11 protein-coding genes are annotated in these 16244 nt (G+C 65.2%); 6 read left to right on the plus strand and 5 right to left on the minus strand.

Features of this window, described 5'->3' with window-relative positions:
* Position 1 precedes the first annotated feature (1 nt).
* The 5 genes from G3O01_RS04280 (at position 2) to G3O01_RS04300 (ending at position 9661) form a co-directional block, all read left to right on the plus strand.
* Positions 2–427 (plus strand): anti-sigma regulatory factor, encoded by a 426-nt coding sequence (locus tag G3O01_RS04280; protein ID WP_205803274.1) that lies wholly within the window; start codon positions 2–4, stop codon positions 425–427.
* Entirely contained in the window at positions 412–1599 is a 1188-nt protein-coding gene (locus G3O01_RS04285) for an ATP-binding protein (RefSeq protein WP_205803275.1), read from the plus strand. Before G3O01_RS04280 ends, G3O01_RS04285 begins: the two co-directional genes overlap by 16 nt.
* On the plus strand, positions 1568–3022 hold the full coding sequence (locus tag G3O01_RS04290; RefSeq protein WP_205803276.1) for an ATP-binding protein: 1455 nt from the start codon (positions 1568–1570) through the stop codon (positions 3020–3022). Before G3O01_RS04285 ends, G3O01_RS04290 begins: the two co-directional genes overlap by 32 nt.
* Positions 3019–4647: a response regulator gene (locus tag G3O01_RS04295; RefSeq protein WP_205803277.1), complete on the plus strand. Its 1629-nt coding sequence runs from the start codon at positions 3019–3021 to the stop codon at positions 4645–4647. The genes G3O01_RS04290 and G3O01_RS04295 overlap by 4 nt, the downstream gene beginning before the upstream one ends.
* A gap of 103 nt (positions 4648–4750) precedes the next feature.
* Positions 4751–9661 (plus strand): response regulator, encoded by a 4911-nt coding sequence (locus G3O01_RS04300; protein WP_205803278.1) that lies wholly within the window; start codon positions 4751–4753, stop codon positions 9659–9661.
* 15 nt (positions 9662–9676) lie between these two features.
* On the opposite strand, the gene G3O01_RS04305 is transcribed toward G3O01_RS04300, so the two are convergent.
* The 5 genes from G3O01_RS04305 to G3O01_RS04325 all read right to left on the minus strand — a co-directional run bounded on the left by G3O01_RS04305 (position 9677) and on the right by G3O01_RS04325 (position 15085).
* Complete coding sequence (locus tag G3O01_RS04305) at positions 9677–10648, minus strand: spore coat protein U domain-containing protein (RefSeq protein WP_205803279.1); 972 nt, start codon at positions 10646–10648, stop codon at positions 9677–9679.
* Complete coding sequence (locus G3O01_RS04310; RefSeq protein ID WP_241023650.1) at positions 10648–13212, minus strand: fimbria/pilus outer membrane usher protein; 2565 nt, start codon at positions 13210–13212, stop codon at positions 10648–10650. The genes G3O01_RS04305 and G3O01_RS04310 overlap by 1 nt, the downstream gene beginning before the upstream one ends.
* Before the next feature lie 10 nt (positions 13213–13222).
* Complete coding sequence (locus tag G3O01_RS04315) at positions 13223–14074, minus strand: molecular chaperone (protein WP_205803280.1); 852 nt, start codon at positions 14072–14074, stop codon at positions 13223–13225.
* A gap of 4 nt (positions 14075–14078) precedes the next feature.
* Positions 14079–14588: a spore coat U domain-containing protein gene (locus tag G3O01_RS04320; protein ID WP_205803281.1), complete on the minus strand. Its 510-nt coding sequence runs from the start codon at positions 14586–14588 to the stop codon at positions 14079–14081.
* A gap of 173 nt (positions 14589–14761) precedes the next feature.
* Complete coding sequence (locus G3O01_RS04325) at positions 14762–15085, minus strand: hypothetical protein (RefSeq protein ID WP_205803282.1); 324 nt, start codon at positions 15083–15085, stop codon at positions 14762–14764.
* Positions 15086–15296: 211 nt separating this feature from the next.
* Between G3O01_RS04325 and G3O01_RS04330 the strand changes: the two genes are divergently transcribed.
* Entirely contained in the window at positions 15297–15902 is a 606-nt protein-coding gene (locus G3O01_RS04330; protein WP_205803283.1) for a DUF2239 family protein, read from the plus strand.
* Positions 15903–16244 lie beyond the last annotated feature (342 nt).

Genomic DNA, 16244 nt, shown 5'->3' on the forward strand with positions numbered 1-16244 from the left:
CATGAACTCATTCGGCGTAGTGGTGACATCGACGGTCGAAGTCGGTCTGCGCTCGGATCAGGAGATCGTCAAGCTTCGCCAGCTCGTGCGCGACGAAGCCATCGCACAAGGTTTCTCGCTCGTCGATCAGACGAAGTTCGTCACAGCCGCGAGCGAACTGGCACGCAACACGCTTCTCTACGGCGGTGGCGGCGATGCGACGCTCGCCGTGCTGCTCAACGGCACGCGCAAAGGGCTGAAGCTGACCTTCGTCGATCAGGGCCAGGGCATTGCCGATATCGAGCGCGCATTGCAGGACGGTTTCACGAGCGGCTCGGGTCTCGGCCTTGGTCTGGGCGGCGCGCGGCGTCTGTGCGACGAATTCGAAATCCAGTCGGAACCAGGAAAAGGCACGACGGTGTCGATCACCAAATGGAAACTTCGCTGAGCGGTCTGCGCGCGATGCATGCGTCGTTCGAAATCGCCGACGCGAGCAGCGTCGCGTTCGCGCGGCGCGGCGCCAATGATGCGGCGCAGAAAGGCGCGTTGAACGAAACGGATCTCGGCCGCGTCGCGTTGATCGTCACGGAAGCGGCGACCAACATCCTCAAGCACGCGCAGCACGGCGAACTGCTGATACGCACGCTGCCTTCAGACGTGTCGGGCACGTTCAGCGATGGCGTCGAAATCATCGCTATCGACAAAGGCCCCGGCATGCAGGATGTGCAGGTGGCGTTTCGCGACGGCAGCACGACGGCAGGCTCGCCGGGCACGGGGCTCGGTGCGATTCGGCGTCTGTCGGAAGAGCTGTCGGTGTATTCGCAGCCGCGTCTGGGGACGGTGGTACGCGCGGTCGTGCGCAGCCGCGGCACGAACGAGCGCGTGCCGGCGCGCTCGGGACGCGCGGCGGCAGGCACCGATATCGGCGGCGTGTGCGTGCCGTATCCCGGCGAACCCGTATCCGGTGACGCATGGGGCGTCGAAGCGGATCAGGACGGCTTGACGATCACCGTTGCCGATGGCTTGGGACACGGTCCCGACGCGCACGTCGCATCCGCGGGTGCCGTCGATGTCGTGCGGCGGCGCGCGGGCCGCTCGCCTGCCGCGCTGATGGAACTCGCGCACGGTGCATTGCGTCCGACGCGCGGCGCGGCCGTCGCCATCGCGCGGCTCAATCTCGCGCGTTCGCAGCTCGCGTTCTCGGGCACAGGCAATATCGCGGCGTCGATTTTCAATGTCGGCAGGCCGGTGCTTGTCGGTGGTCCAGGCGGCCACGGCGGCCACGGCGCTAGCGCCTCGGCGCAGACCGCAGACGCCAGGCGCACCAGCTGGCAGCTCACGTCGCGGAACGGCATCGTCGGTCATACGATGCGCGATTCGCAGGAATTCGAAGTCGCGTGGACGCGCGACGCGCTGCTCATTCTTCATTCGGACGGCATCGGCACACGCTGGGATCTGGCTTCGTATCCGGGCCTGCATCTGCAACCGGCCGTGATGATCGCTGCCGTGCTTTACCGCGATTTCTCGCGAGGCCGCGACGACGCCACCGTGGTAGTCGTCAAGGCAGACCAGGGAGTACATTTCAGGCATGACGACCCCCATACTGCGCATCCGGCTTGAGGCCGAGGAAGACGTCGTCGCGGCGCGCCGCAAGGCCCGCGCGATTGCGGCGGGCCTGGGTTTTTCTCAACTGGACCAGACGCGCGTGGCAAGCGCAGTGTCGGAGATCGCGCGCAATGCGTTCGAATATGCGCATGGCGGCGAAGTAACCTTTGCTTTCGACGGCGCGTCGAAGCCGCAAGCGTTTCTCATCGACATACGCGACAAGGGGCCCGGTATCCGCGATATCGAGGCGGTGCTCGACGGCACCTACCGGTCGCCGACGGGCATGGGTTGCGGCATCTCTGGCAGCCGCCGGTTGATGGACCGCTGCGAGATCGAGTCGTCGGCACAAGAGGGCACGCGCGTATCGATGGCGCGTTTTCTGCCTGTCGACCGGCCTGAAATGGCGGTCTCGGGCATCGACGCGATCATGCGCTCGATCATCCAGCACAACGCGCAAGGCGGCCGCACGGGCGGCGCGGCGGGCGCCGGCGACTCGTCGCGACGCTCGTTCGACGAGGTGATCGAGCAGAACCGCGAACTGCTGTCCACGCTGACGGAACTGCGCGACCGCCAGGACGAACTCACACGCCTCACGCAGGAACTCGAAGCGACCAATCGCGGCGTGGTCGCGCTGTACGCGGAACTCGACGAGCGCGCCGACGAACTGCGCCGCGCCGACACCGCGAAATCGCGTTTCCTGTCGAACATGAGCCACGAGTTGCGCACGCCGCTCAGCTCGATCCGGGCGTTGACGAACCTGCTGCTGAACCGGCTCGACGGCGATCTTTCCAGCGAGCAGGAACGCCAGGTGCTACTCATTCGCAAATCGGCCGAGGATCTGTCCGAAATCGTCAACGACCTGCTCGATCTCGCCAAGATCGAAGCGGGCCGTACCGAGGTAACGCCTGTCTGGTTCAAGGCCACGGGCCTGTTCGCGGCGCTGCGCGCGATGCTCACACCGCTCCAGACCGACCCGGCGGTGAAGCTGATTTTCGAGGACACAACGGGTTTGCCAGCCATCTTCACCGACGAAGCCAAGCTCACGCAGATACTGCGTAATTTCGTCTCCAACGCGCTCAAATTTACCGAGCGCGGGGAGATCCGCGTCAATGCGCGGCTGGAGCCGGATGGCGAGCATGTGACGTTCTCGGTGGCCGATACGGGCATTGGCATCGCTGAGGAGCATCAGCAAGTGATTTTCGAAGAGTTCGGCCAGGTGCAGAACCATCTGCAGCAGCGGGTCAAGGGAACGGGCCTCGGCCTGCCGCTGTGCCGCAAGCTCGCCGCGCTGCTTGGCGGCTATACGGGCGTCGACAGCAAGCCGGGCGTCGGCTCGACTTTCTATGCGACGCTTCCGCTCAGGGTCGAAGCGGCCGCCGGGGCGGGCGCGCCCGACGACGCCGGCGGCCCGGCCATCGCACACGGAGGCGCCTCATGACGGTTGCCGCTCCGCTGATACTCAACGTCGACGACAACGACGGCGCGCGTTACGCCAAAACGCGCGTGCTCGTGCATGCCGGTTTCGAGGTGATCGAAGCGGCGACGGGCCAGGGCGCACTGGATCAGGTGCGCACGCACAATCCCGCGCTCGTGCTGCTCGACGTGAAGCTGCCCGACATCAGCGGCATCGAGGTCTGCTCGATGCTCAAGCGCGATCCCGACACCCGCTCGACGATGATCCTGCAAACGTCTGCGGCGGCCGTGCAATCGTTCGACAAGGTGCGCGCGCTCGACGGCGGCGCGGACAGCTATCTGACCGAACCGATCGAGCCAGCCGAACTGGTCGCCAACGTGCGCGCATTGCTGCGCCTGCATCGCGCGGAAGAGGCGTTGCGCGATGCCGATCGCCGCAAGGACCAGTTTCTCGCGACGCTCGCGCACGAACTGCGCAATCCGCTCGCGCCGATCCGCAACGCAGTCGAACTGATGGATCCGCGTCATCACGCGAACGAAGAATCCGTGCGTGACGCACGCATGATCGCGCGCCGTCAGGTCGAGCATCTGAGCCGGCTGGTCGACGATCTGCTCGACGTGTCGCGCATCACGCACGGCAAGATTGCGTTGCAGATCGAATGTGTCGATATTGCCGCCGCTGTCGCGACGGCCGTCGAAGCGAACCAGCCGTTCATCGGCAAGAAGCAGCATACGTTGCGCGTGAACGTGCCAACCGAGGCGTGCATGATTCACGGCGACCCGATCCGCGTCGCGCAGGTGATCAGCAATCTGCTGTCGAATGCGGCGAAGTACACGCCCGAAGGTGGCGTGATCGAGCTCGACGCGAGCGTGGCCGAAGGGCGCGCGACGATCCGCGTGCGCGACAACGGCATCGGCATTCCTGCGAACGAACTGGCCGATGTGTTCAATCTGTTCATGCAATCCGAAGATTCGCTTGCGCGCTCGGAAGGCGGTCTCGGCATCGGGCTGTCGCTCGCGAAGACGCTGACCGAACTGCACGGCGGCACGATCGAAGCATTGTCTGCGGGGCATGGAATGGGCTCGGAATTCGTCGTGACCTTGCCGATGGCGATGCCGGAAAAAGCGTCGCCGTGTCCGACGCTGGCTGGCGCGGCGTCATCGTCTGATGCAACATCCGCTGCCGATGCCGGCAACGCGCCCGGCCTGAAGCGTCGCGTGCTGGTGGTCGACGACAGCATCGACGGCGCGGAATCGATGTCGATCCTGCTCGAAATGCTCGGCCACGACGTGCGCGTGATGTACGACGGCACGGCGGCAATTGCTGCCGCAAGCGAATTCAGGCCGGAAGTCGTGCTGCTCGATATCGGCTTGCCGGGCGTCGACGGGTATCAGGTGGCGCGCGCGCTGCGTGCCGCGCCGACGACGGCGGGCGCGTTGCTGATCGCGCTGACGGGCTACGGACAGGACAGCGACCGGCAGCGCACGCGTGACGCCGGCTTCGATCATCATCTCGTGAAACCCGCTTCGCTCGACGACATCGAGCGCGTGATCGATGCGGACGGCGCGGGCGGCGTGCCGCGCAATCCAGGCACGCCGCTGCAGGCCGACAGCGAAACGGACGGCACGCGAACGGAAAGCGGCGCATAACGGCAGCACGCGAAAGCGGCAAACAAGGACGCCGGCGAATACGCAAGACCGGCGACAGCAGCATGTGCGAGGGCGATACGGCGGCACATTTGAGGTTGCGTCGATGAAACCGGATAACACGATGGCGGGCGCGCCCCCTGAGGCAGATGCGGCGCTCGCTGGCAGCGCGGCCGCCAGTTTTCTCTCGGGCGGCGGAGAGATGGGCGGGTTGCTACGCGCCTTCGACTGGCGCACGACCGCGCTCGGCGTGCCTGAACAATGGCCGCAAAGCCTGAAGACGGCAATCCGCATCATGCTGACGTCGCGCCAGCCGATCTGGATCGGCTGGGGGCCGGACCTGCTGTTCTTCTACAACGATCCGTACAAGTCGATCATCGGCGGGAAACATCCTGCCGCGCTGGGGCAGCCGACCTCGCTTGTCTGGCGCGAAATCTGGAGCGAGATCCGGCCGCTGCTGCAGACGGCGCTCGAAGGCATCGAAGGCACGTTCACCGAGCAGAAGCTGCTCATCATGGAGCGCAACGGCTATCCGGAAGAAACGTACTACACGTTCTCCTATAGCCCCGTTCCCGACGATCACGGCGGCACGGGCGGCATCATCTGCGCGAACAGCGACGACACCGTGCGCGTGGTCGGCGAACGCCAGTTGCGGCTGCTGCGCGAGATCAGTGGCGCGACGCGCGACGCGCTGTCGTGGCGCGAGGTGTGCGAAGGCAGTCTTCGCGCGCTCGAAAGCGATCCTTACGACATCACCTTCGCACTGTTCTATCAGATCGAGCCGGGCGACACGACGGCATCGCTCGCGAGCGCATGCGGGATCGCAGCGGGGCATCCCGCCGCGCCGCGATCGATGGATGCCGCGCGCGATCCGGTATGGCCGTTCATGGACGTGCTGCGCAGCCAGCGTCTTGCGATCGTCGCGGATCTCGGTGAGCGCTTCGACGCGCCGATGCCGAAGGGCGCGTGGCAGGGACCGGGCACGCAGGCAGCCGTGGTGCCCGTGCAGCCTTCCGGCGAAACCGGGCGCGGCGGCGTGCTGGTGGTCGGGCTGAATCCGCACCGGCTCGTCGACGACGACTACCGCGCATTTCTCACGCTGGTCGGGCGGCAGATTGGCGCAGCGCTCGGCTATGCCGACGCCTACGAAGAAGAGCGGCGGCGCGCGGAAGCGCTGGCCGAAATCGACCGCGCAAAGACGACGTTCTTCTCGAACATCAGCCACGAGTTCCGCACGCCGCTCACGTTGATGCTGGGGCCGCTCGAAGAACTGCTGGCGAAGAACGACGCCACGGACGCCGCCGACAGGCCGCTGCTCGAAGTCACGCATCGCAACGGCTTGCGGCTGCTGAAGCTCGTCAATGCGCTGCTCGACTTCTCGCGCATCGAGGCGGGACGCATCGAGATTCATCCGCAACCGACCGATCTCGCCGCCTTCACTGCAGATCTCGCGTCGCTGTTCCGCTCGGCAATCGAATCGGCGGGCATGACGCTCGACGTCGATTGCAAACCGCTGCCGCATCTCGTGTCGATCGACCGCGAGATGTGGGAAAAGGTCGTGCTGAATCTGCTGTCGAACGCGTTCAAGTTCACGCTGACGGGCAAGATCGCCGTGACGCTGAACATGGCCGAAGGCGGCAGCATCGAAATGAGCGTCGCCGATTCGGGCATCGGTATTCCCGAGCATGAAGTGCCGCGCCTCTTCGAGCGTTTCCATCGTGTCGAGGGCGCGGTGGGCAGATCGGTGGAGGGCAGCGGCATCGGTCTGGCGCTGGTGAACGAACTGGTGCGCTTGCAGGAAGGCGCGATACACGTGGAAAGCGAACCGGGCGTCGGTACGCGCTTCACGGTTGTGTTGCCGCCTTCCGTTGCAATCCATTCTGCGTCGGACGATGCCGAGCATCAGAAGAGCAACGCGATAGCGAGCGCGAACGCGCAGAGTTACGCCGATGCGGCGCTGCGCTGGCTGCCCGACGCGCAAACAGCCGCCGACGCCGACGACATCAGCGTGCTGCCCACGCCAGGCGCGCATGACGGCGACGCAACGGGAAAACTGCTCGTGGTCGACGACAACGCCGATCTGCGCAACTACATGCGGCGCATCCTGACGGCAGCGGGCCACGAAGTGCATGTCGCCGCCGATGGCGAGGAAGCGCTCGCCGCCGCGCGCAACCTGCAGCCCGACCTGATCGTGTCCGATGTGATGATGCCGAAGCTCGACGGCTTCGGCCTGCTGCGCGAATTGCGCGCCGACGGCGATCTGCGCGACACCCCCGTGCTGCTGCTGTCGGCGCGCGCGGGCGAAGAAGCGAAAGTGGGCGGCCTCGAATCGGGCGCGGACGATTATCTGATCAAGCCGTTCGCGGCGCGTGAACTGCTCGCGCGCGTGGCGGGCAATCTGCAACTGGCGCGCCTGCGGCGCGAAACGGGCAACCGTCTGCGCGAAGAGTCGCGCATGCTCGAAATCCTCAACCGCGTCGGCACGGTCGTCGCCGCCGAACTCGATCTGAACCGCGCCGTGCAGGTCGTCGTCGATGCCGCGACGGAACTGACGGGTGCCGCGTTCGGCTCGTTCTTCTACAACGTGATGGACGACAAGGGCGGCAGCTACATGCTGTACACGCTCTCCGGCGTGCCGAAAGACACGTTCGCGAAGTTTCCGATGCCGCGCAACACGGCCGTGTTCGCGCCGACCTTCATGGGCCAGGGCATCGTCCGTTCCGACGACATCACGAAAGATCGCCGCTACGGCCGCAATCCGCCGCATCGCGGCATGCCCGAAGGTCATCTGAAGGTGCGCAGCTATCTTGCCGCGCCCGTCGTGTCGCGCACGGGTGAAGTGCTCGGCGGACTGTTCTTCGGTCATCCGACGCCGGGCGTGTTTACGGCGCGCTCGGAACGCATCGTCGAAGGGATTGCCGCGCAGGCTGCGACGGCGATCGACAACGCGCGTCTCTATCAGGCCGCGCAGCGTGAAATCACCGAGCGCACCAAGGCTCAGGATGCGCTGCGCGAACTGAACGAAACGCTCGAGGCGCGCGTGATCGAAGCAGTCGCGGATCGCGACCGTCTGTGGGACTTCAGCGAAGACCTGCTGGTGGTCGCGGGCTTCAATGGTGAATTGCAGCGCATCAGCCCGTCATGGACGCGCGTGCTGGGTCACGACATGCACTGGCTCGCGTTGCAGTCGTACTTCACGTTGATCCATCCGGACGATCATGCGCTGGTTCGAATGCATCTCGACGAGTTGCGGCGCACGGGCGCGGCGATGCGATTCGAAAACCGGCTCAAGCATGTCGACGGCACATGGCGCTGGATCGCATGGACGCTATCCCTCGATCCCGATACGAAGCGCATTCATGGCGTGGGCCGCGACGTGACGAGCGACCGCGAAACGCAGGAAGCGCTGCGCCACGCGGAAGAAGCGCTGCGCGTCGCGCAGAAGATGGAAGCGATCGGCAAGCTGACGGGCGGCGTCGCGCACGACTTCAACAATCTGCTGCAGGTGATTGGCGGCAATCTTCAATTGCTCGCCGACGACGTCGCCGGCGCGGAGCGGCCCGCGCAGCGCGTGCGCAATGCACTCGCGGGCGTGGCGCGCGGCGCGAAGCTCGCGTCGCAACTGCTGGCGTTCGGCCGGCGACAGCCGCTCGCGCCGAAGGTGGTGAATCTCGGGCGCTTCGTGCGCGGCCTCGACGACATGTTGCGGCGCGCGCTCGGCGATGGCATCGAGATCGAGACGATCGTGTCGGGCGGTTTGTGGAATACGCTTGTCGATCCTTTCCAGGTGGAGAACGCGCTGCTCAATCTCGCGATCAACGCGCGCGACGCGATGGACGGCCACGGCAAGCTGACCATCGAAGCGGGCAATGCCTCGCTCGACGATGCCTACGCGAAGCGCCACGCGGACGTTACGCCCGGCCAGTACGTGATGGTCGCCGTCACCGATACGGGCTCGGGTATGTCGGCGGATGTGCAGGAGCATGTGTTCGAGCCGTTCTTCACGACCAAGCCCGAAGGCCAGGGCACGGGTCTTGGTTTGAGCATGGTGTATGGCTTCGTCAAGCAGTCGGGCGGTCACGTGAAGATCTACAGCGAGATGGGCCACGGCACGACCATTCGCCTGTATCTGCCGCGCGTGCGCGAGGAAGAAGATCTCGAAACGGATGTCGATGCCGGTCCCGCGAAAGGCGGCGCGGAAACGATCCTCGTCGTCGAGGACGATGAAGACGTGCGTACCACAGTGGTCGAAATGCTGGCGGCGCTCGGTTATCGCGCGCTGAAGGCGAAGGATGCGCAAAGCGCGCTCGCGATCGTCGAAAGCGGTGTGCCGATCCATCTGCTGTTCACCGACGTCGTGATGCCGGGGCCGTTGCGCAGCACCGAGCTGGCGCGCAAGGCGCGCGAGCGTCAGCCGGGAATCGCCGTGCTGTTCACCTCGGGCTATACGGACAACGCGATCGTGCATGCGGGGCGGCTCGACGAAGGCGTCGAACTGTTGAGCAAGCCATATTCGCAGGATGCCCTCGCGCGCAAGATCCAGCATTCGTTGCGCGTGCAATATGCGCGGCCTGATGGCGACGTCACGCTGCATGCCGAGGACTCGCAAACCGTGAAGTTCGCGAGCCGCCACAGCAACGAGACTTTCGACGCGATCCGTCATCTGCGCATCCTGTTCGTCGAAGACGACGAATTGGTGCGCGTCAGCACGGCGGAACTGCTGCGCACGTTTGGGCTCGATGTCGCCGAAGCGCAGAACGCAGACGAGGCCACGCGGATACTGGGCGAACGCGAGTTCGACGTGCTGCTGACGGACGTCGGGCTGGCGGGCGCATCGGGCGTCGAACTGGCCATCGACGCGAAAGCGCGTCAGCCCGGCATGCATGTGATCTTCGTGACGGGCGCCGATGCGGGGTTGTCGCCGCAGCAGCAGGTGCAATTGCAGGGCGCCGCGCAACTGCGCAAGCCCTACGATCCGCTCGATCTCGTCAACGCATTGCGCGCGTGCGTCGATTGACGGTTCGCGACGTGCTCAGTAGGTGATCGTCGCGATCACGGTGTCGATGTACGTGCCGGCTTGAGGCGTGGTTTGCGGCAGCACGCGCGCGTAGACGGTGACGCTTTGCGACGAGCCGGTGCCTGTGCCCGTGAGTGCTGTCGTGCCGTTCGTGCCATCGCCCCACGGCAGCGAGTAGCTCGCGTTCTGATACAGCTGATAGTGAATCTTGTCGGTGCCGCCGCTGCGCGTCATCACGCGGTCCGCGACGCTTGCGCCGCTTCCCGCTCCGGCCGAAATCGCAATCGAATACGCGTCGTTGCTGGTACACGCCACCGTCAGCGTGCCCGTCGCGGTGAGCGTCGAACTGAGTATGCCGGCCGTGCCGAAGTTGATGTTGGTCGATGCGATCGTGCAGTCGTTGATGACGTTAGCGCTGACTGTGAAGCTGAATGTGCTGCTCGGCGATGTCAGTGATGCACATGCGGGTGCGAGCAGCAGATACGCCGCGTAGTTCAGTTCCGCCTGCAACACGCCTGCGAAGCTCGACGTATACGTGCCGGCGACGAGCCCGGTTTGCGAGGCCGGCACGCGTCCATAGACGGTGAGCGTGGCGGAGCCGGTGCCCGTCGTGCCGCTCTGGGAAATGTCGAGGGCGATGGGCGAATACGTCGTCGAGCCTCGCGAGCCCCACACGGTGCTGCCGCCCGATGTCGTGTACAGGTTGTACTGCAACTGATTCGTGCCGTTCAGCGCGATACGCGGCAAATAACTGCTGCCGCCCGTGCCCGTGCCGATGTTCACGCACGCGCGCACGGGCAGGATGCTCATGCCGGTGCAGTTGATCGTGATCGTCGATGACGCGCTCACCGTCGTGCCCGCAACCGGACTCACCTGTCCGAAGTTCAGGCTCGATGCGACGGCGTTGCAGGTTTGCGCGAACGCGAGTTTCGGGGCGCTGACGAGCCACGCTGCAAGAAGAATGAGCCAGAGGGCGCGCTTCATCATCAACGCACCTTGCAAGTGAGCGGACCGAGCGTCGGCAATCCATTGCCTTTGCGCTCGAACGACACATCGACTTCGCAGGGACCTTCCGCCGATGTCGACGTGAATGCGTTGGCGGCGCGCATGTCGTCGATAAACGCGAGGCCGTCGTAGCCGATCACATAGCGCTTGCCGGTTTCCTGCTGCGTCAGCACGGCACCCGGCGGCAACGGCTTGCCCGCCGCATCGACCACGATCAGTTGCGCGCCCGAGAAGTCGTGCAGCGGAAAGCGCGCGAGCACGCCCGCGCGTGATTGCGGCGCGAGGTTCAGGCGCGTGGTGGCAACGGAGGTGTCGGCGGGCAGGTCGAGTGGATCGATCGCGAGATGGTTCGGCTCGTAGGCGACGAGGTCGGGCACGAGCAGATGCCCCGCGCCGTTCGTTTCGCCGATCACGCGGTTCTCGTGCAGCACGGGCACGTTTGGCACGCCGTCGGTGGAAACGAGTGCGAACGCGTCGTCGATGCGGCGTCCCGCCAGCACGTCGCCCGCCATCAGCACGACCGAACCGGACGCATCCAGTTCGCCATAGGTGCGCGAGCCGACATTCGCGACGCTGCCGATCAGGTCGCCGTAACGTCCGCGCCATGTCGCCTGCGCAAGCGATTGCTGCTGGCCGTTCTGACGCGACGTCTGCACCTGCCAGCCGAGGCCGCCGCCATAGTCCGGCGTGTGCGAGACGGCCGCGCCGAACAGCGGCTTGCCGTGATCGCTGCCGGCGTTGACGCTCGCATTCACCGAGCCGCCCAGCAGGAAACTCAGCGCGATGAACACGCCCGTGTTCCCCGTATCGCCGAAGTCGTGATAGACGCTCGCGGACAGCGACGTGCTCGCGGGCAAGGTGGTCGTCCATGCAAGCGAGCCGATGCGCGAGTTGCCGTAGTACGGATCGTCCAGTCCGACGAGGCTCGCGCTCGCCGTGCTCGATGAACCGAACAGGCGGAACGGCACGGCGAGCGTCGCGCGGTACGTGGTGCGCGGCACGGGCGTACCTTCGGCGGATGCGAGATCGCTATAGTGCGGCGTGGCGTGCTGCGCCTGAAGATCGATCGACAGCGAAGGCTGATGCCATTGCCAGCCCGCCGAGAATTGCGCGCCGCTGCCGCCGGGCGTCGGCAGTTCGCCACCTGATGACGTCGTGTTTGTCGTGCCTTCGACAAAGCCGATGCCGATGGGAACGCCCGTCGTGTTCGACAGCCCCGTGGCGGGCGCGTTGCGCGCGAGCGAGCCGTCGCCGCCATTGCCCGCGCTGCCTGCCACCGCGAAGTTCAGCACGCCCGCGTCGCCCGCTTCGAACAGCGCGCCGAGGCCCGCGTTATAGACGCCGCGTGTCGCTTCGCCGTGCGTTTCGACTGTGATGCGCGAGGTAACGCCGTGCCGCAACGATATGGATAGCGAAGGATCGCCCGCATAGTCGAACGAACTGAGCGCATAGGAGCGGCGCTGAAAACCGCCTTCGATCGAGAAATCGGTGAGTCCGGGCGCGAGCAGCCGCGAATCGATATAGAGCGGCACCGTCGTCATCACGCTGCGGCCGAGCACGTCGCGTGTGACGATCACCGCTTCGCCCGCGCCGTTGATCGCAGGGACGGCATTGATGACGAACGGCCCCGACGGCGTCTGGCCGCTGAACTGCCGCACGTTGTTCACGTACAGATCGACGGCGCTCGGCACGGCGGAGGTGCCCGCGAGCGTCGGCACGGGATAGGTGATGAGGTCGGGGCGCAGCGTGAAATCGCGCGACACCTGTGCGCCACCCATACGCACTGGACGCGTCCATGTCAGCGACGACGAGATCGTGTCGCCGACGCGCGTCGTCACGAGCGTGTCCGGGTTCGAATGGCTCCACGTCGTGTCGAGCCGCACGTAACGATGCAGATTGCGATACCAGTACGCGGTGCCCGTGTTATCGAGCAGACCGCCCGGATAGAAGAAGCGCTCTTCGCTGTAAAGGCCGTACTGGGTCGGCGAATTGGTCTGCGCGCTGAATTCGTAGTTGATCACAAGCCCCGTGCCGCTTGCCGATACAGGCGGCCGCGCAGGACTGTTTTCGAGCGTCGCGGGCTGACGGCGCGCGTCGATCACCTGAAGGTCGAGCTGCTGATGCTCGGGACGATACGTGTAGCGCAAACCCGGAATCGTGCCGAGCGCGATGAGCCCGTTCCTGCCAGGCGGCGGCAGGTCGTCGGTGCGAATGCCGACTTCGCGCAGTTCACCAGGCGTGGTGTAGATCATTGCGTCCGTCACGACAAAGTGCGCGATTTCTTTCGTCGATTCGCCGTTGATCGTCACTTCGAGATAGACGTCGCCGTTCGCGGGCGCAGCCGGAATGGGCGATGCCCCCGGATCGTGCGGCGTAGTGGGCGATGGCGGCATCGGCTGCGCGGCGACGCTGAACGGCGGCGTCGTTTCGCCCGTGCTCGCGGCAATGGCATCGGGCGGCGCGCTCCATGCCTGCGCGCACATCAGCGGAAACGCGATGCCCGTACAGGCGCTGTAGATCGCAGCGTGTCGCTGGCGCCATGGCATCGATCCTCCGTCAGCGTGCGGGCGTGCTGACGGCAGGCGCCGCGGCGTCCGATTCCACGCGCACACGCGCCGTCACCGGCTGTCCGTTGACGACGGCCGACAGCGTCGCCTCGCGCGCATCGGCGGGCGCGTTCGCGACGGGCCAGCGGCGCGTCGCGTGCGGCAGCGCGTAGCCGAGCAGGCCGGGCGTCAGCAGCGTCGATTGTCCGTCGTGCCAGGTCAGCTTCACCTTGCTCAACTGTGCGTGCGTCGCGTCGCGGTTCACCGCGCGCAGCATCAGGCCGCCAGCCTGCACCGACGATGCCGCCGATGTCTGCGCGAGCGCATCCGCCCCCATGCGTTCGAGCGCGAACTGCAACGCCGGCGGTTTGCCGTCGAGCGGCGCGCCGACGAACACCGGCACCGAATAGCGCAACTGCATGCGCACGCCCGTCGCATCCGCGCCCTGGTTATTGGGAATCTCGTCGATCAGCAGCCGGTAGGTCTCCTCGCCGCTCACATCGCCTTTGCCGGCGCGCAGAATCCGCACCGTTTGATCCGCGCCCGGCGCCACCTGAACGATGGGCGGACTGGCGACGATCTTGTCGGTGCGTTCGAGGTGGTCTTCGTCGGCGGTCTGGCTCCACGCGAATACGCGGACCTGGGCGTTGAGCGGCGTCGTGCCGACGTTGTGCAGCGTGAGGACGGCGGCGGGGCGGTCGGCGGCGAGGTCGAGCCGGATCGGCGTCACCTGCAGGGCAGCGGCGTGGGCCGCGCCGGTCTGCAACGACAGGACAGCGCAGCCAAGCGCAACAGCCTGCCGGACGCGGCGCAAAGCTCCGCCTGCGGGCCGGCGCGCGGCCCGTTCGAACGACGCGATCATGGCGTCAGAAAGTGACGGTCGCGGTAACGGTCGACGTATAGGTGCCCGCCGCCGGCGTGTTCTGCGGCGCGACGCGGCCATACACCGTCAGCGTTTGCGCGGCGCCCGTGCCGGTGCCCGCAGCCGTATCGGTGCCGACCGTTTGCCCCCATGTCAGCGAGCGGGCCGAATCGCGATAGAGCTGGAAGGCGACCGTCGGCACGGGCGTGCCCGTTCCGCCGAGCAGCCGGTTCGCGACCGTCGAGCCCGTCACCGAGCCCGCATCGAGCCCGACGGTGTACGGCGCGCCGTTCGAGCAGGTGACGCTCAGCGTGCTGGTCTGGTCGATGTTCGCGGCGATCACGCCGGACGTACCGAAGTTGAGATTCGTCGCGGAGATCTGGCAGTCGGTCTGCAGGGTCAGCGTGACGGTGAAGGTGGTCTGACGGGTTGCGGCATACGCGTTGAAGGGGACGACAGGCGCGAAAGCCAACGCGACAGACAGGGACGGGACAATCAGGTTGCGCCAGCGCATTCGGATATCTCCTCGGAGCCTCCAAGCGCTTGTGCGCTTTTTAAGGCGACGATCCGATTATGGGGCGGCTACAAACCGAATATGTAACTATTTGTTAGATTCGGCTAAATACTTGGACAAACGGATGCTGATTGAATGTTTTGTCGCATATTGTGCGCAGATTATGCGATTTATTAGAAGGCAATTTCTACCGAGCCTTCGTTCGCAGTTGCGACAAAAACACCCAACGCCTGTTCGTTTGCCTGGGCGAAGTAGCCATCCCGATAGACACGAAATGGCGCGCCGGCGGAGCACGCGACTCGCGGTTGCGCAGCGTTCGTGTCCATCGTGCAGACGTCGCGGATGGTGAGCGAAACCTGGATCTCGCTGGTGGTGGTGGCGGCGTGCGCGGTCTTTTCGACGGCGGCGGGCGGCAGACAGAGCAATACGGCTACGACGAGCGCGGCCCGGCGTCGCGTCAGCGATGACGGTCGACGCGGATAGCGATGGAAGAACATGGAACAACCCCGTACAGATGATGCGGTGATGGCCTTTGGCGCGATCGTTGGATGTCGCGGCCTTCTAATCAGGATAACGGCAATGCGGCGTGGGTTTTGAGGACAAGCGAGGTCTGTCGAACGCTTTGTTAATTTTATCCGGGTGATATTGCAATTCCAATTTATATCCGGGTAGAATTTGTGCATCGATACGAATGATGCGAGGCATGACATGACATTGAGTACAGCAACCTGCACGGCTTTCGAGGGCGTCCGGCGCATTGCGTCGGGCACGCTGAGCGAGGTCGCGCTGGCCGCGAAGGCCGTGGCGGAGCGTGACGGCGGCGCGGCCGTGCTGATCTTCGACGATCTGAGCAGCCGTCCCATTGAAATGGATCTGCGCGGTTCCGCGAGCGACGTGCTTGCGCGACTCGCTAATCAGCAAGGCGGCGAGATCCTTCCGGCCGAGCCTGCTGGTGACGAGGTTGCGACGGCGCGTGGGCGCGGCAGGCCCAAGCTTGGTGTCGTTGCGCGCGAGGTCACGTTGTTGCCGAGGCATTGGGAATGGCTGAACGGGCAGCCGGGCGGGGCATCGGTTGCGCTGCGCAAGCTGGTCGATGGCGCGCGGGTCGCGAGTGAGGAAAAGGATCGTTTGCGGCAGGCGCAGGAAGCGGTGTATCGGTTTATGACCGCGATGGCGGGGGATTTTGCAGGGTATGAGGAAGCGACTCGCGCTTTATATGCGAATGATGTAGCGAGGTTTGAAGCGATGACCGCCGACTGGCCTGTTGATGTTCGCGATCATGTGCGGAGGTTGGGGAAGCGTGTGTTTGGTTGATGGTGGGTTTGGGTTTGCTTTTGGGTTTGGGTTTGCTTTTGGGTTTGCTTTCGCTTTCGCTGGCATCCGCGATTTGCCTTCGTGCTTCAAGCGTCGCCCCTGTGCGGGGCAGCACCTACTTTTCTTTGCCGCGGCAAAGAAAAGTAGGCAAAAGAAAGCCGCTGAACACCGCTAGTTCTTGTTCCCGCCTGAGGGCCCCCAACGGTTCCTCCGCTTCACACGGCAACCTGCCTTTCGCTGCCCGTTGCCAACGCTTTGAATCGGCGCCTCACCCGCTTCGCAATCCCGCGTCACCATACGCGCCATCAAATTGCCCGCGTTCTATAGCGGCAAACTGTGTGT

Origin of the sequence: Burkholderia sp. Ac-20365, assembly GCF_017104715.1 — a bacterium.
In the GTDB taxonomy this organism is placed as follows: domain Bacteria; phylum Pseudomonadota; class Gammaproteobacteria; order Burkholderiales; family Burkholderiaceae; genus Paraburkholderia.

Bases quoted from the DNA above. Each gene is read 5' to 3' on its own strand.
- G3O01_RS04315 (WP_205803280.1), bottom strand. From the start codon at position 14,074: ATGATCGCGTCGTTCGAACGGGCCGCGCGCCGGCCCGCAGGCGGAGCT.
- G3O01_RS04285 (WP_205803275.1), top strand. From the start codon at position 412: ATGGAAACTTCGCTGAGCGGTCTGCGCGCGATGCATGCGTCGTTCGAA.
- G3O01_RS04330 (WP_205803283.1), top strand. From the start codon at position 15,297: ATGACATTGAGTACAGCAACCTGCACGGCTTTCGAGGGCGTCCGGCGC.
- G3O01_RS04290 (WP_205803276.1), top strand. From the start codon at position 1,568: ATGACGACCCCCATACTGCGCATCCGGCTTGAGGCCGAGGAAGACGTC.
- G3O01_RS04280 (WP_205803274.1), top strand. From the start codon at position 2: ATGAACTCATTCGGCGTAGTGGTGACATCGACGGTCGAAGTCGGTCTG.
- G3O01_RS04310 (WP_241023650.1), bottom strand. From the start codon at position 13,212: ATGCCATGGCGCCAGCGACACGCTGCGATCTACAGCGCCTGTACGGGC.
- G3O01_RS04320 (WP_205803281.1), bottom strand. From the start codon at position 14,588: ATGCGCTGGCGCAACCTGATTGTCCCGTCCCTGTCTGTCGCGTTGGCT.
- G3O01_RS04325 (WP_205803282.1), bottom strand. From the start codon at position 15,085: ATGTTCTTCCATCGCTATCCGCGTCGACCGTCATCGCTGACGCGACGC.
- G3O01_RS04300 (WP_205803278.1), top strand. From the start codon at position 4,751: ATGAAACCGGATAACACGATGGCGGGCGCGCCCCCTGAGGCAGATGCG.
- G3O01_RS04305 (WP_205803279.1), bottom strand. From the start codon at position 10,648: ATGATGAAGCGCGCCCTCTGGCTCATTCTTCTTGCAGCGTGGCTCGTC.
- G3O01_RS04295 (WP_205803277.1), top strand. From the start codon at position 3,019: ATGACGGTTGCCGCTCCGCTGATACTCAACGTCGACGACAACGACGGC.